Below are 22740 nucleotides of genomic sequence, written 5' to 3' on the forward strand. Positions count from 1 at the left end.
CATGCCGTTTGAATTATTGCTTCTCCATATATACAAAGGATAATCCCGTGTCATCCTGTATTTCTCTAACGGCTTTATACCCCATTTTTGTATATAACTTTATATTAATCCAGCTTTTCGTACATGTATATAATACACGCCGGTCTTGGCTGCATTGTTCATCTACAAAGGCTAATAATTTTCGAGCCAACCCTTGTTGCCGATAGTCTGGATGCACCATCAAGCGACCGACCTCTACTACGCCAGCATCATATTGATAACGAATGCCTCCGATTATCTTCCCCGCATCATCTACCATTTTATAGGTATGCCACTGGTTGAAAGTACCTCTATAATCCTCTTCCGACTCCATCAATGCAGGGATCAGTCGACAGCCAATCATTTCCGCTTCACTTTCAAAAGTAAGCAATTGTAATCGATATAATTCTAATATATCTGACTCGGTAGCTTTTACAATCTTCATCTACTAACACTCCTAGTTAGATTGGAAATACGTCTTCGCCGCTTTCAACCGGCCTCGTTCACAAGAGACTTGTAGTTCGTCACCAGGTTCTAGCTTTACATCGCCTAATGGCACAATGTAGGTACCATTACGGCGAATGCTAACAATCAACGTGCCATCTGGTAAGGCCAAGTCTTGTAGCTGTACATCCGTATAGTTTGCCACCACAGGCACCTTCGTTTGAAAGAAGGTTTGCACCGATTCTAGATTGCTTTGACCACTCATGGCTTGCAACAAGGAATCGTAAATCGGCGGTTCTTTTAAAAGATCCGCCACAAGATAGGCCACTAGCGTAACGGTACCGATAGCATAAATATTAGAGAAACTATTTGTCATTTCAAGGACGAGCAAAATCGCCAAGATGGGAGTACGCATAGCTGCGGCCAACATCCCTCCCATGGCACAGATAACGAACTGTGGTACAAAATCAAGAGAAATAAGTCCTAAGGTTGAAAGTAAGCTTTCACAAAAAGCACCTGTTGCAGCACCAATCACGAGCATGGGCAAAAATATGCCCCCTTGAGCACCACTGCCATAGCAGAAGGTGGTAAGTAAAATCTTGCCTAATACGATGCCACCTAAGAGCAATACGCCATGAGATTGAAAGGCAAGCTGACCCACAAGGTCATTGCCCCCACCCAAGAGGAGCTGCGAATCAAAGCCAATGGCTGCCACCGCCACAAAGGTAAGGACTAATTTCAAGAATCGAGAACATTTGAGCCAGTCAAAGAACCTCTTGAAAGCAAAAATCATACGGCAAAATAACACGCCACATAGCCCCATGATAACACCAACCATGAGCAGTATCGGAAAATATTCAAGAGGAACCCCTGAGGTCACCGTAAAGCCCAGCGCTGGTGTAAGTCCAAAGATACTAACTGTAATATAGTTAGAAATCAAAGTTGCCACGAAGGTTGGTACAACGAGATACGGATAAAAGCTTTTATGTACCTCTTCAAAGACGAACATCGCCCCCGATACGGGCGCACTAAAGGCAGCTGTTAAGCCTGCCCCAGCACCTGCGGATGTCAAAATACGCTGTTCTCGTAGTCCCGAATTCATCCAGTAGGACACAATCTTCCCAGCAGAGCCGCCAATCTGTACGGCTGGCCCTTCACGACCTACGGAAAATCCTGCAAAGCCGGTCAGTACGCCACCAATCATTTTAGATACTAGTGTCCGATAGGGCTTCATATCAAAGAGACCTAACATCTCTCCTTCAATTTGCGGGATACCAGAACCACCAGACAATGGGGCCCATGCGAGCAATCGATCTACAATAAACGCAAAAATGACCATTACCACAAGCCAACCTATGGCCCATTCCATAGTAATATCATCCATCAAATGCCACCTGATATGCTCTGATTCAAGTATCAAATAGCGGTATGATGCCCCAAAAAAACCTGCAATCACCCCAACAAGAGCACCCTTTGCAATGAGCTCCGTTAAGAGCACTCGATTCATGGACATATCTGCCAAGGTAGAACTACGCTTATTAAATTTCCATAATTTCATAACATCCTCCTTAGCAGTGACCAAAACCAACCGTTCCTCTGCCGACATAGGTCTACACGAACTATGCATTCATATCCTTAGTATACTTATGTAAACCACCATTTTCAAGAAAGGATTACGTATAAAAATAGCTTTCTCACGGAACACGAGATCAAAGGTCCGAATCACAAAACAATAGATAGCGCTTTAAACACAAAGCTAGCCACCTCTAAAAAGAGATGGCTAGTTTTGTTAAGCAAGTGTGTAAATGTATTTTCTTTACACATTCGGAGGTATTTGAAATATGTAAAGACGCTAATTAGAATATGGATTCATAGATGCCGATTATTTCTTCTAAAGAGGCATCCCGTGGGTTACCAGGTGTACATGCATCGTTGAAAGCAGATTCAGCGAGGAATGGAATATCTTCCCGTTTTACGCCTGCTTCGCTAAGAGATTTAGGAATACCTACGTCATCAGCTAATTTCTGAATTACGTCGATAGCCGCTTGACGATAGGTTGCTTCATCCATAGCATCTACATTAGGAACGCCCATAACGCGAGCGATTTCACGATATTTTTCACCTGTAGCAGGGGCATTGAATTTCAATACTGCTGTTAACAGCATCGCACAAGCCTTACCATGAGGGATATCGTACACAGCACTCAATGGATGAGCCATGGAGTGAACAATGCCGAGACCTACGTTGGAGAAGCCCATACCCGCAATGTATTGACCTAAAGACATAGCTTCACGGCCTGCATAATCGCCAGCCACAGCGCTACGCAAGGAACGACCAATGATTTCGATAGCTTTCAAATGGAGCATATCAGTTAGCTCCCACGCACCTTTTGTGATATAACCTTCTACGGCGTGTACGAGGGCATCCATACCTGTGGCCGCGCAAAGACCTGTCGGCATAGACGCGGACATATCAGGATCTACGATGGCAACGATCGGGATGTCATGCGGGTCAACGCAAACAAATTTGCGGTTCTTTTCAACGTCTGTAATAACGTAGTTGATAGTAACCTCTGCAGCCGTACCAGATGTTGTTGTAACAGCGATGATTGGCAAGCATGGATTTTTAGTAGGCGCTAAACCTTCAAGGCTGCGTACATCGGCGAACTCAGGGTTCGTAATAATAGTAGCAATCGCCTTGCTTGTATCGATCGGGCTACCGCCACCAACAGCAACGATAACATCGGCGCCAGCCGCTTTACAAGCCTCAACACCAGCCGTTACGTTTTCGATGGTAGGATTTGGTTTGATACCGTCGTAGACTTCATAAGCAATACCTGCCGCATCAAGCAAATCCGTAACCTTTGTAGCCACTTTAAATTCAAATAAATCTGGCGTAGATGTAACGAGGGCTTTTTTGAAATGGCGATTCTTAATTTCGTTCACAATCTCCTGAATCGCGCCTTGCCCAAAATAAGACGTGCCGTTCAACATTATTCTGCGAGCCATATACTTCACTCCTAACAAAACAAACTATACAATAAAAAAATAAACCGACAGAGAATCACTTTACTTATTAATTCTCTATCGGTTTAATAAAATCCTTGATAGCACGTTATGTATACACTATATATTTTTCTATTGTAACGATTCTAAAGTTTGTCTCCATTAAGTGTCAACTCAGATTCGCCGTCCATGAATAGTATTTCCACTGTCTATATTCGTGATATACTCTTAAAATTCCTTCCTTAAAATAAGAAATTCTAAGAAATTTTATTCATTTTCATGAGCAAGATTCGTTTCACCGATTCGTCGAGTCGTTCTTTCGAGATACGACCGTCTTTCACGGCTTTCATAAGGCCGTTATACGCCTCTTGCATGTGTTCGTATTCGTGACACACGAGCAAGATATCACTGCCGGCGAGGATGGATTGCACCGCCATATCGCCAAAAGTATAGTGATTTGCAAGGGCCCCCATGTCCATATCGTCCGTTACCACAACGCCATTATAGCCTATGTTCTTGCGCAACCAATCGGTAATAATTGCTTTCGATAAACTAGCAGGATGATCTGGATCGATTTGTGGGTACATCGCATGAGACACCATGATTGTATAGGTATTCGGTTTGGACTGTTTGATGAGGTCTACGAATACCTTTGTATCCTCTGAAAGCAATGTTTCTTTAGAGACAGGAACGATACTTGTGTCAGCGTGCAAGTCTACATCGGTCTTACCAATGCCCGGAAAGTGCTTATAGGAATACCACAAGCCCGCTTCATCGTAAGCCTTGCCAACGGCGCCTGCATAGCGAACGACCTCATCAGGGCTCGTACTATAAGAGCGACCATAGGTTAATCCTAAGTCCGCCACAGGAGCAAAGTTAATGTTAAAGCCCAAGTCTTTCAACTCAATGCCTACCTCTTTTGCCAAGGATGAAGCTTGCTCAACGGGCATTTTGCCTACCTCCTCAGCGGGAGGAACCTTGATGAGCTTATCATCCATGCGCGCTACTGCACCGCCCTCTTGGTCGATGCCGAGGAACAGTGGCGTTAAACCGGCGCTTTTACCAGCCTTATTAATATCTGCAATGAGCGTTTTAACTTGATCCTTGGACTCCATATTTCGATCAAACAAAATGATGCCTCCCACGCGGTACTCGTTGAGCATGAATTTAGCATCATCATTCAACGTCTTGCCGTGAATGCCAATCATCAACAATTGCCCCACCTTGTCTGCATCGGACATATTAGCCACTAACTTGTCCACCTTTTGCTCTGGTGAAAGCTCGCTTTGTGCCACGGACTCATAGGTCACAGGCTCTGCCTTTGAAGTAAATGGATTATGTAAACCGCAGCCCGTTGTGAGTGCTAATGCACCAATCATAGTGGCTGCTACGAAACGTCGAAACATGCATACCTCCCTTAAATCTCAAAAAAGTATTATGTATAGTATATCAAAAAATATAAACGAGCCCAACATAATCAATACACGACAAGCAGCAGTATAGTACATGCATCTTACAAAACAAAAAGATTGTTACTCGAAAACCCAACGGGTATATCCATTGAGAGAATCAAATAACAATCTTTATATGTTTCATTTTTGTTGTATAAACATTATAGTTTACATTTTGGAGTGTAAACTATGTATCTTACATTTTGGATGTATAAAATGTGTATATTACATTTCGCAAATCAGATTTTGCCTTGCTCTTTCATTTCCGCTAAGAGCTTTACGATACGAGGCCCACAGCCTTTGCCACCGCAAGCGCCCGTGCCAGCACGAGTTGCTTCTTTTACTTGTGGAAATGTATGAGCACCATCTAAAATGGCTTCCTTAATCGTTTTGCGCGTAATACTACGGCATGTGCACACCTTTGTAAGCTTGTCCAGAATCGCCTCTGGCACTTGATTTTCTTCAAAATTCATATGTAATTCCTCTTGTATTCACTTGAATATCTATATACTGTATCGATTTAATATATCGATTTACGTGTCAATTTAGTGTATTGATTTACATATCGATGTAGCAGATCAATTTACTCTATCGATAGTATCTAATAATACACTGTAATATTAATATATCGAAAATTTACGATTTCTGTATTTATTATAACACAATTGAGGAACTACATCGATAGTTTTTAATATAAAATCCAAAGAACAGTCAAAAGTAAAATTGTTACTATAAAAACGGAAAAAATTTACAAATACATTATATGTAAAGATAAGCTAAATCTATCTATAAACTATAAAAAACTACCATAAAGATATTATCTTTATGGTAGAAACTTTCACAAAATATAATTATAGTATGAGCCCAATAATGGCAAAGTAGATTTTAAATATCGTTTGTTGTAATGGACGAATAACCATGGAAATAATGGGTGTATTAATAAGGATGATAAAGAATAATAAATTAAGCATCCCTAATTGGTAATATCTCATCTGCCACTCTGTAGGCAACCACGGTAAGATAATATTAAAACCAGGCAATGGTGGGAACGGAATCAAACAGAAGATTGATAAGCCAATACTATATAAAATAATATATTGCATAACCATGGCAAGACCTTGGGACTCCATGAGGCCTAATTTTCCAAGAAGCATATATATAAAGGTGAATATGAAGCCTGCTATAAGACCTGCCACAGGACCTGCAAAAGCAAGCAAGCTTATATCACGTCGTGGATCTTTAAAGTAAGATGGATTAATTGACATAGGTTTTGCCCAACCGAAGCCAACAAGAATAATACAGATGGTACCAATTAGATCAAGGTGCGCCATTGGTGACAATGTGAGGCGTCCCGCCAGACGCGGCGTTGGATCACCAAACCAAGTTGCTACCTTCGCCTCTGCATATCCAAAGATAGAAAAAACGATCATAATAGCAGGAATACTTGCTAATATCTGAACTGGATTTAAATCAAACATAGAACTCCTTTATTGTTTAGCTTCCCATGCGGTGTAACCTTCTTGAATGCAACGAAGGGCATTCAAGGTACGAGGATAGCCGATATACGGCACGCATTGGGATGCGATGTTAATCAAATATTGTTTGCTGTTCCCTACGTTCAAATTACCCTCTACATGAGCCTTGAGTTAAGCTTCACAGCCACCTTGAGCCGCAAGGAAGCAGAAAGTAATCATTTCACGATGAGCCACGCTAAGGCCTTTACGCGTATAGTAATCGCCGAACATATTGGCAAGCCATTTGTTGATGTGACGAATATCTTCTGGCCCTTCTTGGTAAGAATTACGCATAGGCTCGCCAAAGATTTCCACTTGCTTTTCTACGCCTTTTTCAAGACGAGACTCGCCAGTAATCGTGCTACGAGATGGATCAACAATAGCTTCTCCTCGATAGTCAAAAATCTTATTGGTCACCTTAAAGAATGGGCGCACACGTCCGATGCCAAGATAGGGTACCGCTTGATAAATGAGCTCTACCACTTCATCAGGAATAAGACCAAAGTTTAATGCTGCCGGTAGCATTAATGCATATTCATCAACAGCAGAGGCGCCTACTAATGTTGCAAGAATGGCTAAGAAGCGATCTTTTGCCGGTACATTACGGCCTTCTTCGGTGATGACTTCATCAAAGGCAAAATTATCAAACAATACTTCAAACTCTGGATCAATATAACCTGCTGGGGCTGCAATATCAGGGAACATACGCTCAGTGTAGGCTTGAGCAAATTCAGATTTAGACATAAAAAACCTCCATAAACAACACTGGTGAAAGCCCAAAAGGAGCTTTCACCAGCAATAGTTATGTAATTATTACGATACGGGCCATCAAATTATAACGCTGGGAATTCGAAAGTTGTGCCGTATACTTCTTTCCAAGCAGCCATGAACATATTGAACTCATTTGTTCCAGGTTGAATTTGGTAAACTTGACCATCTGGAGCGTAACGATATACAGTATGTAAGCTTGGATTAACAAGATATTTGAACAATGTAGCTTCCCCGTATTGGTTATTATGCATGTTAATTACATTAACACCAAATACGTTGTTACGGCTGCTATCGATACCTTTAAACTCAGATGCTTTATCAAAGAAATACGTTTCTGTACCATTTGCACTATTTGGAACCTCTGGGTAGTTAGCTAACCCATTCCAGTTTGCTGCGTTTGCAACACCACCTACTAATAATGTACCGGCTAATACAAATGCACCTAATAAATTTTTATTCATAATGATCTCCTTTGTGCCACGAGGGCAAATCATGAATCAGTCATACTCTCACATGACTTGAATACAATACGCTATATGTATAGTATATCACATTTTTAATAAAATTTTTAGATTTCCAAGGTTACAGAATATATGCATATGAGGTTGTATCAAATTAGCCCTTCATGTTCTCTGCTGTTTTTGCGTTTGCATTATCGATTGCTTCTAGTAATTTATTGAGCAACATACGCAATTGACGTGTCTCTTCTACATCAAAAATTGGACCTGACGCTTCAGCCAAGCGGCGTGGTATATGAACAGCTACATCACGTAATTCTTTGCCCGTATCAGTAAGGGTTACCATAACTACGCGTTCATCTTGACGACTGCGTTTGCGTTTCAAGAATGCTTTAGCTTCTAATTTCTTTAAAAGCGGTGTTAATGTACCGGAATCTAGGCGCAATACTTGGCCCAATTCCTTAACGGATAAATCACCATATTGCCACAATGCCATCATTACGATGTATTGAGTATATGTCAAATTTAAAGGATCTAAGTGATTACGATATGCATTAACAATTTCCTTCGCCACTACATAAAGTGGGAAGCTCAATTGGTTTTCCAATCTTAAATATTCTGAATCAGGAACATCTTCTTTATGTTTGTACCCTTCAAGTACACCAATTTCTGCCATATTCTACCTCCATATGCACACAATTATCTACTAATTAATTGTACACAATTTTACGGTAAACAGTCAACGCAAAAAGCCTACTTTGAACAGATATTTTTAAATTTGTCAATTAATTAATATTTATTTTCTTATTCGTTAAGAATTAGGCACTTCTATAGAATTTATGGGTAAAAATCATACCATAAAATTGTTACTTTATTTATAAATTATTTTAATATTAAATTAGAAAGTTATAACTTCTGTTTTCAATGAAATCTTTTTTCGTTGCAGGACCGTCTCCTAATAGATGACTTAGTAAAAATACGCCCCCTACTAGGTCCTTCCTTGTAGTATAATAAAAGAAATTCTATATCAAAGCTAACTTATAATAGGAGGCCTATATGAACACCTTAGAGTGCATCAAAACTCGTCATAGTACGCGTAAATTTAAAGCAGATCAAGTATCTCGAGAACTTATTGACCAAGTACTCGACGCTGGTCGACGCGCTCCATCCGGCGGTAATACACAATTAACACATTTCATGGTCATTACAAACCAAGATGTGCTTCAAGAACTAGTAACACTCATTCAAGAAGAATACGGCAAAATGCCGATTACAGAAAATACTTTACCTTACATGGTGAATATCATTAAGATGTCCTCCGAAGGCAAATTTGTATTCCACTATAATGCACCTGTGCTCATCGTATTAGCTAGTAAAGCAAACTATGCTAATAACTTTGCTGATGTATCTTGTGCTATGCAAAATATGATGCTTGCTTGCAATGAACTCGACCTTGGCAGTTGCTGGGTTAACCAAATCCGTCATCTTCAAGATAATGAACGCATCCAAGCCAAAATGCGTGAACTAGGTCTTAGCGAAGACGAAAAAGTCTACGCTAGCCTCGCTATCGGCTACCCAGATCTACCAAATGACCTTAACCGCCGCGAAATCGAGCCAAAAGGCTATCCTGTAACATACATTGATTAATCGAGACTAGAAACCATCGATTTCATACTATAAATGAAACAAAAGCGCTATCTATCCTACAACTCTATTTGAGTTTCGTTAGGAATAGATAGCGCTTTTTATTGACTATATTATTTTTTAACGCTCACCGATTTAGTAATCAAATCGATGCACACTCCATACTTATATTTATAATGAACTACTATTAAGCCTCAAACACGCGTTTACGTGCTGCTTTCACAAGAACGGAATGATCATCATCTACTACATGGTTAGATTTGTAAGCCCAGCGCAACAATAGTGCAGAGTTTGCAACTACGAGAAGGCTCCCTCCGTTATGAACAAGGGCCCCCCACACTGGAGATAAAGTACCAACCATTGCCAAGATGATAGCTACGAAATTCAAAAGCAAGGAGAAAGAAAGATTAATTTTAATAGTAGTCATCATGCGTTTAGATAATGCTACTAAGTGAGGAATTTCCTTTACATTATCGCTGCCGGCGTTGCCAATACGAGAGCACAAGGACAGAACACAACGAGGATGGTTACGGCACGAATGATTTCTCCAGTTACCACATAGGTGCCAACCGCGGCCAATAACGCAATCACTACAATCCATGTGGCCCAACGGTCAGCCAAGCTAACGATTTTCGCATTACCTTGTGTCAATAACAAAATATGTACAATTATTCATATACACTCAAAAGTACAGGAAAAATGCGAATTCAATAAGATTATATTATTCATGCATAGCCTCATTACGCAAATACATGAACAGCCATTCATATATATATTTGCAAATTGATAATATTTACATAGAAGATATTTTGATATTTTCAACCTATTCAATACTATTTCACCCTAATCAATGTTATCCATAATTCAATTTTCTAATAACTATTTATTATAATAGAAAATTAAGTATAGTCGACTACATACCCTACATGGTATTATTACAAATGACATGTTGTAGAAAGGATGTGTAACGATGTCGATTTTCTCTCCTGCTCCTCATATTGAACGTTTACCTGAGGCGCAAATCGATTCCACCTACAAACGTCTTCGTCGCGAAGTCTTTGCAGGTACATTTATTGGTTATGCTACATTCTATTTGATCCGTCAAAACTTTAGTTTAGCTGTTCCGTACATGATTGCTGAGTACGGCTACACCAAAGCGGATCTTGGTATAGTTATGACCATCTTATCCGTAGCTTACGGCGTAAGTAAATTTGTTATGGGTAATGCGTCTGACTGCTCTAACCCAAAATACTTCTCCACAGTAGGTCTATTGCTTAGTGCTTTAGTTATGTTATTATTCGGCACCTTACCAGGTGTTATGAGCAGTATTCCTATCATGTGTGTTCTTGCCTTATTAAACGGTTGGTTCCAAGGTATGGGCTACCCTCCATATGCGAAAAACATGGTAACTTGGTTCTCCCGTTCCGAACGCGGTGCTTGGTGGTCTTGGTGGAACGTGTCCCACAACCTAGGTGGCGGCATTATCGCTCCTCTTGCTACGCTTGGCATCTACCTATTCGGTACATGGCATAGTATCTTTTTCTTCCCTGCCCTTATCTCTATCGTGTTAGCGATTATTACCTTTGTATTGTTGAAAGATACGCCTCAATCTTGTGGCTTACCGCCTATCGAAGAATACAAACATGAAGTAGTTCATACACATACAGCAAATGAAGAAAAAAGTACTTTCAAAGAAATCTTCTACAAATATATTTTGCATAATAAATACTTATGGTATCTTGCGATTGCAAACATTTTTGTATACTTCATCCGTTACGGCGTAGTTAGCTGGGCACCGACCTATTTAACCGCTGTGAAAGGCTTCACAAAAGAAGGTTCCCGTTGGGCTTACTTCTTATACGAATGGGCTGGTATTCCAGGCATGCTCGTAAGTGGTTACTTGAGTGACCGCGTATTCCGCGGCCGTCGTGCTCCAGCTACAATTTGCTTCATGCTATTCGTTATCTTGGCGATTCTCGTGTACTGGTTTAACCCTGCAGGCAATATTCTCATCGATAACTTAGCACTCATCGCTATCGGCTTCCTCATCTACGGTCCTGTTATGATGATTGGCCTTCAAGCAGCAGATATGGTGCCACGCGTAGCAACAGGTGGAGCTACTGGCCTTACAGGCCTTCTTGGTTACCTCATCGGTTCTGCCGGTGCTGGTGCTTTCATGGGTCTCATGGTTGACCTCTACGGTTGGGATGGTGGTTTCATTGCCCTCGTTGGTGCATGTATCCTATCCATCGTATTCCTACTCCTCACCCTTGGAGACAAAGGACAACAATAGAATACGTACTGTATAATACGTAATGTATAAATACGTACTGTACAACTCACTGTTGTATATACAAAACTCCCCTAGTAATACTTATGATTACTAGGGGAGTTTAATTATTTATGCGACGCACAAGGAACCGTTTAATACTTTCAAATTATACACGAGACCAAGTCGAGCCAAGCCATGTAATGCAGCAGCTGTTACTGGATTGATAGATCCTAACACACCAGCACCGATGATGGCAACGTGGAACAAAATAGACACGATAAGTAGGCCCAAATGGCATTGTTTTGCCTCTTTTGAAAGCCCCGCTGTTGGAGAGTTTTCATCTACGAGAGAACCCATCATGAGTGCCACAAGAACGAGTTCCAAAGAGCATGGGCAAAGGATAACTAGCAATGTAATGGTATGCATAAAGTTCTGCGTCAATGCATAGGAACCCATGGAAAGCAACATAACAGCCACAACAATAACAGATGAATAATTGTTAATGCCCTGACGCAAGGCTACAAGCTGTGTAGGCATGGTCGGCAACATATCATCATCCAATGTATAATGTACGTCACCCGTAATAAGCTGCTCTAAGAAAAAGCCACCATGTACGATGATTCCTACATAAGCCGCCGTATGGTAATCTCCAATCGCAATAAGCGCCACCATGGCTATCACGATGAGAAAATTAGCATGAATCTCTAAATGATCCAAAATACTTTGCACGCTGTTAATGAGCAATGGCAAGCCACAAATGATGACCGTTACCCACGCCAAATCAATAGCTGGGTTCATAGGCTCCGTAAGCGCATCTAATATAATAAATAACAAGCCGAGTGCCAAAATAGCCCCCTGCGTACGCAGAGAAACCTGCGCTGATAAAGACTGTAAAAACTTCATATAGACCTCTCTATAAATGAGATACCGGCCTTACTTAATCCGGAAATAAAATACAAAACAATTTATTAAATAGTAAGGTACACCCATGCAATATGACACTAATCTTGTGTTAATATCGTACTAATATTAACCTAATAGTAATCAACTACCGATCTGAAGTACCTTTTGTTTCTATTCTAAATTTTTATAGTACCCATAGGGGTATATCTATTGTGTAAATATTATACAAAATATATAAGTTATATACAAATCAAAATTTTTGATAAATGAAAAATATCTTAACTGTAAAAGAGATCCTAGTCGTGAGCTCTAATTTCTTTATTAAAACGTAGAAAGAACAGGTCCCTAAAAACGACTTAGCTCACTTTGGAGCTCATTTTAATAGGCACTAGTTGAAGATCCTAATTTCATATAAAAGGAAAAGCCCCTATCTCTAAAAATGACTTAGCTCGCTATGGAGGCTTTTAGAGATAGGGGCTTTGACCAAGGTTATGAAATTAGAGCTTCAACGCCTCAATCCATTCTGCTTCTTTAAATCCAACAAGTACTTTGTCTTCAAGAACCAAGATAGGACGTTTTACAAGCATGCCATTAGATGCTAATAATGCTAGTTTTTCTTCTTCACTAAGGTTCGGCAATTTATCCTTTAATTGTTGTTCACGGTAAATCATACCAGAAGTATTAAAGAATGCTTTCAAATCCTTGCCAGATTGTGGATACCAAGCAGCAATTTCCTCTGCTGTAGGGTTTTCGGACTTGATGTCACGATCTGTGTACTTAATGTTGTGATCATCTAAGAATTTCTTTGCTTTTTTGCATGTTGTGCATTTAGGATATTCAACGAATAACATAGGTTCTCCTTATATCAATATTCAATGTTGTAATGACTTACTAATTTAAGATAATTGTACCAAATACATCGAAAATTATCAATCTCTTATTGACAGTCTACGGGTTCTAATGAAGCACAATGTGTAATAGAGGATAATACTTCATCCATCCCCTCACTAAGTTTTGCTGTACGCAAATCAACATCCATCTGTAAACGCAAGAAATACCCTTCCGAAACACCAAAGTATTTCGCTAAACGCAACGATGTATCTGCTGAAATAGACCGTGTACCATTCAATATTTCTTGAATACGTGAAACAGGCACATGTATATCCTTAGCTAATCGATATGCAGATAGTCCTAATGGATCCATAAACTCTTCTTTTAATATTTCACTAATGGTAGGTGTAGGAATAAACTTTTCCATATTAATTTCCTCTCTATTAATGATAATCTACAAATCCGATAATCATAGAATCTCTCCTTTGATTATACCTGTTAAACAGGTATAATTCAATAACATATACTTGATGAAAAACTATACATAGAATTAAAATTATTCTACAAATAATTTTAATAAAGAGATTCTATAAAACATCATCTAATTCCTACACTTGAGATGACTCTATTGGCCACCTATTTCGGAATGTAATCAATTTACCCTATCGTCATAATTGAATTAAAACTATCATTAATTCCCACTTCAACTAAATTAATTTTAAAAAGTAAAAAGACCTACATCCTCGACCGTATCATGTATAAAATACATATTAAAGGTTGAGAGAATATAGGTCTCTTATAAAAATCTATGTATTATTTATAATACTAGTTATAGCAAAAATGTAAGTCCCATTGCCACGAAGATGGCTGGCAAAAGGTTTGCAATACGTACTTTGCCAGGCCAGATGAGGTCGATACCAACGCAGAAAATCAGAATAGATCCAACGTAGGATAGGTTATCGATGGCACTAGGTGTCATCAATGGCGCTGCAATATGTGCCATAGCCGTAATGAGCCATTGCGTAATACCTACAGGAATAAAGGAGAACAGCGCCCCTTTACCCATAGAGGATACCATAACCATAACGATGATGCCGTCGAGGATGCCTTTTAAAAGTAATGTCTGATAATTTCCAGTAAGGCCATCTTGAATGGAACCAAGTACACCCATAGCACCTACGGTAAACGTCAAAGATGCCGTGATAAAGGCGTGCGTAAACTTTGGATCACCAGCGTTGCCAGTGCGAGCTTTCACCCAGTCACCAAATACGGTAATCCAATGATTGAGGTCAATAATTTCGCCAATAACGGCACCTACAACCATGCTAATAATCATCAATAGAGGGCCCGTTGTTTGTAGAGATCCATTGACAATGACGAGCATATACTGCATGGCCCCGCTCATACCGAGGAGAAGCACGATAATACCGCTCACAATCATGAGCGTTTGCTTTAAATTTTCTTTCATAAAGCGACCAAACGCGAGGCCACATAGGCTGCCAGCTATAATGAGGCCAATATTAATGGCCGTTCCCAAACCAATCATATATTTCCCTTCTTTAATTGTGAAAGTAACACTATCAATTTACTTCAGTATAGCAATCATATCGAAATAAATCAATTTATATGGCATAAAATATATAATATGAAATTGGATTAATTAAAGTTTTTTAGGACCATACATATAGCCTGATTAATGCTGCTATAGGTTTTCCTAATACAGTATGACTCCTTTTATAACATTATATATAGCAAAAAGCCTCTATCCAATAAGGATAGAGGCTCTGTATAGTTTATAGCGTTGAGAGAGAACTAATGATAGACCCGCTTAGGAGAGAGAGAGTATATGTGTTTATATATAAAGCGGGCCGACATGAGATGAGTCGCTATCGCCTCATCGACTTTAGTGTACACCCAATTCCACATAACAACAAATTCAATTATGTAAACACAAGTATGCATAAAAACTATTGTTAACTAATTTATACTTATCACCCTTACGCTTCATCGTCTACAGGTAACCGTACGATATCTGCTGTTTTATTAATCTCCTCAAAGCAAGGGCAGTCTTTACCGTGATCATTGATAAGGCCACTAGCTTGTAGATGCGAATAAATTGTAACAGGACCTACAAACTTAAAGCCCCTCTTCTTTAAGTCTTTACTGATCCGTGTAGATAAACCATTCTTTGTAGGAAAATGACCTTCTGGATGGTTTTCATAAATAATCGTTTTATGATTTGTAAATCCCCAAATATAGTTACAAAACGAACCAAATTCAGATTGAATACGTTTAAAAGCAGCAGCATTATTGATAATGGCTTCAATTTTAGGACGATGCTTAAGCATCCCCTCCGTCTGCATGATGCGTTCAATGTCGCTTTCACCATAAGCAGCCACCGCATCAATATCAAAATGATCAAAGCATGCTCGAATGATGTTTCGTTTATTCAAAATCGTAAGCCAACTGAGACCACATTGGAGACTTTCAAGGCAAAGATGTTCAAATTGATGTTGGTCATCATGAATTGGTCGGCCCCACTCGTAATCGTGGTAATCCTGATATAAAGGCGTCGTCGGCCATTCACAAGTCGTCATCACACACCTCCATGCGCCCATACGAGGACGTCATACATGAGCGCTACTACGAGGCCCATTACAAGATGACCACCCACATAAAATGGCACTAGATAATAAATGAATAAAAGCAAGGAATGCAAGGCTTTACGAAGCCATATAATCGGCGTAGATGTGTCGCCACCCACCTTACTATCAAGCCAATTATGGACGGTGTAAATAGGCGTTCCTAAACGGCGAATCCAGTCTGGAACACGTACCCCAGGATTCAAACCAGGGCAATAGAAGATCACCAAGGGCAACGCCACCACATCAATGACGAGCAATAGGGTTAACATAAAAGCAAACCAATCTAATTCGCCTTCCCACGTGAAGGGTTGTGCCATGAAACGGGCACCCCACAAATAGGCTTTGTATACGATATACGGTTCTAATAGCCATAATAAGGGCTTCACTACACTCATGGGACTACCTACACCAAACAAAAAATAATAAAAACTACGCATTTGCGTAGTCATTTCATATATACAACATTCCGATTATATCGACTGCATACCAAGGACATAGCGATTTTCTAGGTTAGAAAATCACTTCATACACACCATTTTTAGTCCTTACATACATCGATTTTCATATTAATATTATATCAGATTTTGTAGTTCTTGTGGGATTATATTTTATAAAAATTTTATCAATTTACACTATTTATAGTACTGATTAACAAAAGAAGTCACTATATAAGCCATCCGCTCTATTTTATCACTCTAAAAAGCCCTTTATCCATTTTAATAGATAAAGGGCTGCATATATGTATTAAGACTTTCACTAATAAAAGCAGTTTAGTTGTCACTAATAATAATTTTCGTCACCTTGCTACCATTGTGCTCGAAAAATATACCTACAATATTGTCACTGTTATAGCGTAGATATCCATAGAACCATCGATTATTAAAGTCTATAAAATCAGGACGGCCATAGATGTCCATCACTTTTTTCAAGGAATCGCCAACAGCAATGCCACGGGCAGTCACGGCATCACGATTGCTGACAGTCATATACCATACGATAGGACGACTATCTTGCATCAAAGAATGTCCTACAGGAAGTAGTAGCATGTAAGCAAAACACGTTTCCATGTCACTTAAAAATATAGTCATTTAGTTATATAATTATACTTAATAACATAACCTACGGATTACTACAATACCAATAAATACAGAAATGTAAGCGGGAGATACCACCATGACTAAACTACCACTATTAGCGTGTACTTTCATCATGAGCACTATATTATCACCAATAGGAGCCATCGATGTTAATATTCCTGGTGCAGATTCGAAGATTCCAAAGGATGCCTACGTAAACTACCAAGCCACAAACCCTGATATTGAAAAGGATGTAGCAAACTATGTGAAAACATTAAAAGCAACTGACAAGGCTAAGGGTATTAGTAAAAAAGAAATTGAGTATACTAAAGCAGCCTCTATATATCGCGGTCAAAATTACCATAATACGGTCATTTCCGTTCATGATCAATACAACCAAATTCGCCTTTCATTCCCAGTAGCGGGCATAAAAAGTGATTATCATATAGGACGTTACCAAAATCCAAGTCGAACCATTGAGGACTATCGAGTTTTAACCAATAATGGAAGTCTCAATTTAGAAATTGACTACGCAGATTTTAAAGATTACGACTGGCGCAACACCAAAATAGCTTATGAAAAGCTAACAGACAAAGACGTCCGTAATTTCTTGCAAGACAATGCGAAACGAAAGTCCTCCAAACAGATTTCTGATATAAAGGGCACTGTATTTTCATATCCTACTGTTACCTACAGCACTTGGGATAGCATGAAGATGCCACACTTTAAAAATGGTAAAAAAACAACGCTCACCATCGACACAATCAATTTTAAATTTAAGGGCTATAACATGCGTCATCCCTTATATCACGCAGGGTTTGTCTATTATGATAACAACCCCGTCCTGAACAAGGTTCCTACAGATAAATTATTGGCTAATTATGTGCTTCCCTCTGTACAAAACCTAAATGAATTAAATCAATATTCACGCATAGAAAGCTTAAACGGTGTACAATACCGCGTACCAAAAGACGCCATATACGAAGGTGAAAGTAAGGCCTCTGAACACCAAGATATTAGATACTACAAAAAAGGAGATATAACATTCTTTGTTTCTACTGACAATGTTCCTAGAAACCCATATGCGCACGAACTTGTTATAAACGGTCATTACAATTTTAAAACTGATTTAAATACGTTCTGGGATATTTACCGTTACCATCCATCAGCATCAGACTATATCAATTACTCAGTTGTATGGAACAATAACATCCCTGGTCTATCCATACACAGCTATGAACCTAATAAGGATGATCACATTCTAAACTTTAACTCCTATGATGGCATATATAGTTTTACTTATACTATCTTCTATCCAAGTTTTTTAAGTGCTGAGGAAGTTCAAAAATTACGGAATATGATTGAGTTCTTTGATTCTACCAATAATCCTAATTTTAAAATGCAAGAACACGTTCTATTTCCAGAAGCATAGACGCTCTATATCAACACCATTATAAAATAGCTTTCATAAGCATTATATTATACAAATATATAAATTAACTAACAAAAGTCGAGCAACTAAACGATAGAAGCTCGACTTTTTTAGTACTAGAAAACTAAAATATACTTAGTTAAGATGCAGCATTCACGGTATCCCAAAGAATTGTATGTATGTCTTCATTTGTTATGTGGACAGACTAGTCCTTTATGGCGTCAACTACTTCGCCAATGTACATATAATGTGGTTCCCAACGATCATATCCAGCTTGTGTATATACAGCAGAATTAGATGCGTAATAATCTTTTACCTTTTCTGCCAAATAGGCTTCATCGAATTGGTGTTCATATAGCTTTTTACATACAAAAGTTAACTCTGCTTCTTTGAAAGTTACCCCATCGCCTGCCGTAACTGGCGTTAGGCCAGAATTTGCCACCTTATTTTCGTCGCGGCCAGAATGAGAACCTAAATAACCAAGAGCCTTGCGATAACTTTCAGGGAAAAAGCTAACTGTAAAGGTATCATATTTCGCCATAAACTCTTGAGTATAACGCGCTGGATGAATGTACACTGTCACCGTGGATATATCGCCACCATTAGGGCCCCATATGTTGCCCATACTGCCCCAACTAACCGTACATGTATTAAAATCATCAAGCATTCCAGCCGTAACAAGAGCCCAACGATTCTCAAACATAGTAAAAGCTTTATAATCCTTTGTTTCAAATGGTTTCATAAGAACCTCCAGTTTATCTCGATTTGACGATATAAATCTTTACCCCTATAATATAGGTAGATAGTCAGACGAGTCATACCGTCAGGCTCATCTCTGAAAACAAAAAAGCTTGAGAAATGGCCTTTCAGTTATCGAATCATCTAAGATAACGAAGGGCTATTTGTCTTTTGTGAGACAAATAAGCGCTATTAAAGCTCCAAAAGCAATAACCACAGTTATCACCTGTAATAAGAGCATGATTATTTCATAATCACTCATAGGCTTATCCCTCCCTTCGATGACGAAGAGAGGCCCAACCTCGTCTAACTATCCTATGCTTATTATATAGCGAACTAATATACGATACAATAAGTATTATATTATACAAATATATGAATACAGTAATAAAAGCCGAGCTAATTCTATGAATTAAAAGCTGGCGGTAATCGCTTACACCATAAAAACTTTAAAACTACATTTCTTATTGAGTTAATATATTAATCCATTCCATATACCACGGTATAAATACTGGGCTCTCTTCAAGTTTCTCCTTATAAGACCCTTCTTCTCGCCATTGTGGCTCTTTTCGTAATCTTGCCGCATCATCAAAGCCCACATATTCGATCATATCTCTCAGTTGTTTATGTGTATAAGATGTTTTACTTTCATCATAATTAATACGATAACTGTAAACGTATACAGAATCTCTCACAACATGACGAAGATAGGATTCACTATTAGGCTTATAGGAATCAACTAAAGAGCCTGCAATCCCATTGTTCCATACTACTGCATACTGTGTAGGTGTGTCTAAATCATTATATTTATGTAAAAAATATAATGTTGGGATCTTAATAATCGTTACATCTGGCTTTTCTTTCTTGATTAAGCTACGTATTACCCGCATTTTAAATCCTGTATCCTCATAGGTTCTTACATCATATGTCTCGTCTTCCACAGTTTCACTGATGAGCTTAGCCGTTTTAGGAATACGATAGTTAAAATTACCCCAATGCTCAATATTAGTATAAGCATCTAATCCAGATAATGATTCGATAGATGGAATAATATAATTACTCATCACCACTTCAGGCGCTTTATCTTGATATGGATCCTCTGTATTTACCCAACCGCCATAGGTAATGCCATAAGATGTATTTGTATCATTTGGTGTAAATTCCGTATACATTACATGGGCATTATTTGACATGAGCTTCCAAGATGTGTTCCGTAATCCTGGATACATATATTTTCCTTTACTTTCAGAATATTTATTAAGCTCTTTAGCATGCGGTGGACCGACAACTAAAAACGCACTAAGGCTTCGAACAGCAAACAAGGGCCCTTGTTTTCCGGATGGAGACTCTACAACATCACCCCGTAAGCTAACATTTGGTACGGATAATCTGATATTCTTATCCCCTTCATGAAGCAACACAACTGTAGACTGCGAATAATCTGCAAGCTCCGAAGCCTTAACAAAACCAGACCGTTCTCGATATAACTTATCCAGTTTCGATGCCGGATTTACAGACTTCGATTCTACAAATTGAATATATGACTCTACCTCTTGCTCCGCCACCTTATTAATATGTCGATAATTTTCATACGCATTAGCAGGAATACTCGCATCCGCCCCAGGCACAGGTGGCTGTCCGGCTGGCACTTCGATCTGTACAGCACTTACATTTATGGTGAAAGCAGTTGCTAGTGCCATCATAATTACACTTTTACGTAACATAGTACCCTCTCTCAATTTTTATAAAATAAATAAGCACAGACTTATTAGCATAAGTATACTATGCAAATAAGTCTGTGCCTATGATTAATAATTTTATAATTTAGTATATAAGATTTACCTATATTGATATTTATAAGGTTTATCTCAATTTGACGATATAAATCTTTATCCCTATAATATAGGTAGATAGTCAGACGAGTAGTGCCGTCAGGCTCATCTCTAAATCAGTAAAACATTAGGAAATGGCCTTTCAGTTATCTAGTTACACTAGGCAACGGAGGGCTATTTGCTTCTTGTAAGGCAAATAAGTGCTATTAAAGCCCCAAAAGCAATAACAATAGCCATTACTTGTAACAGGAGCATGATTATTTCATAATCGCTCATAGACTTATCCCTCCCTTCGAAAACGAAGAGAGTCCCAACCTCGTCTAACTATCCTAAATCTATTATAGAGCGAACTAATATACGATACAATAAGCATCATATTATATAAATATATAAATTAACAAATAAAGCCGAGCTACTAAAACAAGGTAGCTCGGCTTTTTATATCGTTTCACAAATTTATAATCTACTAAATTCTAATTACATTACTCTCAAACCAACTCTTTAAAGAAGGATCTAATTTGCTCGTTTTAAAGGTTTACAGAATTACACTACTCTCAAACCCTTACCATTGAGGAATGAATTCTTCTACAATTTTAGAGATTTACAGAATTACACTACTCTCAAACGTATCGGTAAATCAATGGGTAGACGATGGCGTTTTAGAGGTTTACAGAATTACACTACTCTCAAACTGCATCCAACAAATGACTTTACTGATTTGCGTTTTAGAGGTTTACAGAATTACACTACTCTCAAACAGGAATTCCGTGAATGGATGGGCGAAGATGGTTTTAGAGGTTTACAGAATGACACTACGCTCAAACGTATGCTCTCCTTTAGTGGAACGCAAGGGGGGTTTTAGAGGTTTACAGAATTACACTACTCTCAAACTCAGAACGTGTTTCTACATCAGAAAATGTTGTTTTAGAGGTTTATAGAATTACACTACTCTCAAACAGCTGGTATTTGGTATGACTATGAAGAACAGTTTTAGAGGTTTATAGAATTACACTACTCTCAAACGATCAACAAAGTACTCACTGGCACACGGAAGTTTTAGAGGTTTATAGAATTACACTACTCTCAAACGGAGTATTACAACGAGGGAAATCACCTGTTGTTTTAGAGGTTTATAGAATTACACTACTCTCTAACCGGTCGCCACAACAAAAGCACGATATCTGCGTTTTAGAGGTTTATAGAATTACACTACTCTCAAACCGATTGGCCACACTTGCCGCAGCAGGTCCTGTTTTAGAGGTTTATAGAATTACACTACTCTCAAACAAGTATTATGATCTAAATGTTAATACCGCAGTTTTAGAGGTTTATAGAATTACACTACTCTCAAACTGCTATAACTTTCTCTATTGTTAATCCTGAGTTTTAGAGGTTTATAGAATTACACTACTCTCAAACGTTTCCTTTTCATTCCTACTTATTTCTTTTGTTTTAGAGGTTTATAGAATTACACTACTCTCAAACGGGAGTTATTTCCTGCAGGAAGTTTTGAAGGTTTTAGAGGTTTATAGAATTACACTACTCTCAAACAACCTAAAGAAGGTAGCAAATTACCATCTTGTTTTAGAGGTTTATAGAATTACACTACTCTCAAACGGGAGTTATTTCCTGCAGGAAGTTTTGAAGGTTTTAGAGGTTTATAGAATTACACTACTCTCAAACAACCTAAAGAAGGTAGCAAATTA

At 38.7% G+C, this 22740-nt stretch carries 21 protein-coding genes, 2 pseudogenes and 1 CRISPR repeat array; of the genes and pseudogenes, 3 read left to right on the forward strand and 20 right to left on the reverse strand.

Features of this window, described 5'->3' with window-relative positions; all coding sequences use genetic code 11:
* Window positions 1–13 precede the first annotated feature (13 nt).
* The 9 genes and pseudogenes from AAA071_RS06110 to AAA071_RS06150 form a co-directional block, all read right to left on the reverse strand.
* Window positions 14–463 (reverse strand): GNAT family N-acetyltransferase, encoded by a 450-nt coding sequence (locus AAA071_RS06110; protein WP_101928871.1) that lies wholly within the window; start codon window positions 461–463, stop codon window positions 14–16.
* A 12-nt stretch (window positions 464–475) separates the two neighbouring features.
* Window positions 476–2020 (reverse strand): ClC family H(+)/Cl(-) exchange transporter, encoded by a 1545-nt coding sequence (locus tag AAA071_RS06115; protein WP_195213371.1) that lies wholly within the window; start codon window positions 2018–2020, stop codon window positions 476–478.
* A gap of 298 nt (window positions 2021–2318) precedes the next feature.
* Complete coding sequence (gene fucO, locus AAA071_RS06120; RefSeq protein WP_004694531.1) at window positions 2319–3470, reverse strand: lactaldehyde reductase; 1152 nt, start codon at window positions 3468–3470, stop codon at window positions 2319–2321.
* A 254-nt stretch (window positions 3471–3724) separates the two neighbouring features.
* Entirely contained in the window at window positions 3725–4873 is a 1149-nt protein-coding gene (locus AAA071_RS06125) for a glycoside hydrolase family 3 N-terminal domain-containing protein (protein WP_195213372.1), read from the reverse strand.
* Window positions 4874–5157: 284 nt separating this feature from the next.
* Window positions 5158–5391 carry a (2Fe-2S)-binding protein gene (locus tag AAA071_RS06130; protein ID WP_004694527.1) on the reverse strand — a complete coding sequence of 78 codons (234 nt, stop codon included), beginning with the start codon at window positions 5389–5391 and terminating at the stop codon, window positions 5158–5160.
* Window positions 5392–5769: 378 nt separating this feature from the next.
* Window positions 5770–6396, reverse strand: a complete 627-nt coding sequence (locus AAA071_RS06135) for a site-2 protease family protein (protein ID WP_004698228.1) — start codon at window positions 6394–6396, stop codon at window positions 5770–5772.
* 9 nt (window positions 6397–6405) lie between these two features.
* Window positions 6406–7176, reverse strand: a pseudogene (locus AAA071_RS06140) (carboxymuconolactone decarboxylase family protein).
* 89 nt (window positions 7177–7265) lie between these two features.
* Window positions 7266–7664, reverse strand: coding sequence for a hypothetical protein (locus AAA071_RS06145; protein ID WP_038125650.1), 399 nt, complete (start codon window positions 7662–7664; stop codon window positions 7266–7268).
* A gap of 154 nt (window positions 7665–7818) precedes the next feature.
* Window positions 7819–8337 carry a MarR family winged helix-turn-helix transcriptional regulator gene (locus tag AAA071_RS06150; RefSeq protein ID WP_008714655.1) on the reverse strand — a complete coding sequence of 173 codons (519 nt, stop codon included), beginning with the start codon at window positions 8335–8337 and terminating at the stop codon, window positions 7819–7821.
* Window positions 8338–8717: 380 nt separating this feature from the next.
* Here AAA071_RS06150 and AAA071_RS06155 point away from each other — a divergent pair, with 380 nt between their 5' ends.
* Window positions 8718–9308 (forward strand): nitroreductase, encoded by a 591-nt coding sequence (locus AAA071_RS06155; protein ID WP_008714653.1) that lies wholly within the window; start codon window positions 8718–8720, stop codon window positions 9306–9308.
* Window positions 9309–9492: 184 nt separating this feature from the next.
* Here AAA071_RS06155 and AAA071_RS06160 read toward each other — a convergent pair whose 3' ends face one another.
* Together AAA071_RS06160 and AAA071_RS06165 are read right to left on the reverse strand one after the other, a co-directional pair.
* Window positions 9493–9810, reverse strand: coding sequence for a hypothetical protein (locus tag AAA071_RS06160; protein WP_229039613.1), 318 nt, complete (start codon window positions 9808–9810; stop codon window positions 9493–9495).
* A complete protein-coding gene (locus AAA071_RS06165; protein WP_021148763.1) occupies window positions 9771–9962 on the reverse strand; it encodes a P-type ATPase actuator domain-containing protein in 192 nt (63 codons plus the stop codon). Before AAA071_RS06165 ends, AAA071_RS06160 begins: the two co-directional genes overlap by 40 nt.
* A gap of 313 nt (window positions 9963–10275) precedes the next feature.
* On the opposite strand from AAA071_RS06165, the gene pgtP reads away from it, so the two are divergent.
* Window positions 10276–11598, forward strand: a complete 1323-nt coding sequence (pgtP, locus tag AAA071_RS06170; RefSeq protein ID WP_349234083.1) for a phosphoglycerate transporter protein PgtP — start codon at window positions 10276–10278, stop codon at window positions 11596–11598.
* 108 nt (window positions 11599–11706) lie between these two features.
* Here the strand turns inward: pgtP and AAA071_RS06175 are convergent, their stop codons facing one another.
* The 7 genes and pseudogenes from AAA071_RS06175 to AAA071_RS06205 form a co-directional block, all read right to left on the reverse strand.
* Window positions 11707–12480, reverse strand: a complete 774-nt coding sequence (locus AAA071_RS06175) for a hypothetical protein (protein ID WP_195213373.1) — start codon at window positions 12478–12480, stop codon at window positions 11707–11709.
* A gap of 497 nt (window positions 12481–12977) precedes the next feature.
* Window positions 12978–13331, reverse strand: coding sequence for a Spx/MgsR family RNA polymerase-binding regulatory protein (locus AAA071_RS06180; RefSeq protein ID WP_005384960.1), 354 nt, complete (start codon window positions 13329–13331; stop codon window positions 12978–12980).
* An 86-nt stretch (window positions 13332–13417) separates the two neighbouring features.
* The gene (locus AAA071_RS06185; RefSeq protein ID WP_004694508.1) at window positions 13418–13738 is read right to left on the reverse strand and encodes a HigA family addiction module antitoxin; all 321 of its coding nucleotides are present in this window, start codon (window positions 13736–13738) and stop codon (window positions 13418–13420) included.
* A 402-nt stretch (window positions 13739–14140) separates the two neighbouring features.
* The gene (locus tag AAA071_RS06190) at window positions 14141–14857 is read right to left on the reverse strand and encodes a DUF554 domain-containing protein (protein ID WP_008714647.1); all 717 of its coding nucleotides are present in this window, start codon (window positions 14855–14857) and stop codon (window positions 14141–14143) included.
* Between the two features lie 451 nt (window positions 14858–15308).
* Window positions 15309–15908 carry a DNA-3-methyladenine glycosylase I gene (locus AAA071_RS06195; protein WP_302131898.1) on the reverse strand — a complete coding sequence of 200 codons (600 nt, stop codon included), beginning with the start codon at window positions 15906–15908 and terminating at the stop codon, window positions 15309–15311.
* Complete coding sequence (locus AAA071_RS06200; RefSeq protein WP_182321330.1) at window positions 15908–16351, reverse strand: hypothetical protein; 444 nt, start codon at window positions 16349–16351, stop codon at window positions 15908–15910. The genes AAA071_RS06195 and AAA071_RS06200 overlap by 1 nt, the downstream gene beginning before the upstream one ends.
* Before the next feature lie 375 nt (window positions 16352–16726).
* Window positions 16727–16984: pseudogene (locus tag AAA071_RS06205) on the reverse strand (TonB-dependent receptor); the annotation flags it as partial.
* 145 nt (window positions 16985–17129) lie between these two features.
* On the opposite strand from AAA071_RS06205, the gene AAA071_RS06210 reads away from it, so the two are divergent.
* Window positions 17130–18464, forward strand: coding sequence for a hypothetical protein (locus tag AAA071_RS06210; protein WP_287529271.1), 1335 nt, complete (start codon window positions 17130–17132; stop codon window positions 18462–18464).
* Window positions 18465–18669: 205 nt separating this feature from the next.
* On the opposite strand, the gene AAA071_RS06215 is transcribed toward AAA071_RS06210, so the two are convergent.
* Together AAA071_RS06215 and AAA071_RS06220 are read right to left on the reverse strand one after the other, a co-directional pair.
* A complete protein-coding gene (locus tag AAA071_RS06215) occupies window positions 18670–19206 on the reverse strand; it encodes a flavin reductase (protein WP_278460883.1) in 537 nt (178 codons plus the stop codon).
* Between the two features lie 460 nt (window positions 19207–19666).
* Complete coding sequence (locus AAA071_RS06220; RefSeq protein ID WP_302131897.1) at window positions 19667–20926, reverse strand: hypothetical protein; 1260 nt, start codon at window positions 20924–20926, stop codon at window positions 19667–19669.
* A 632-nt stretch (window positions 20927–21558) separates the two neighbouring features.
* Window positions 21559–22717: a CRISPR direct-repeat array (repeat unit 36 nt; unit sequence GTTTTAGAGGTTTATAGAATTACACTACTCTCAAAC).
* The last annotated feature ends 23 nt before the right edge of the window (window positions 22718–22740 follow it).

This window comes from Veillonella parvula (assembly GCF_040097785.1).
GTDB lineage: Bacteria > Bacillota > Negativicutes > Veillonellales > Veillonellaceae > Veillonella > Veillonella parvula_D.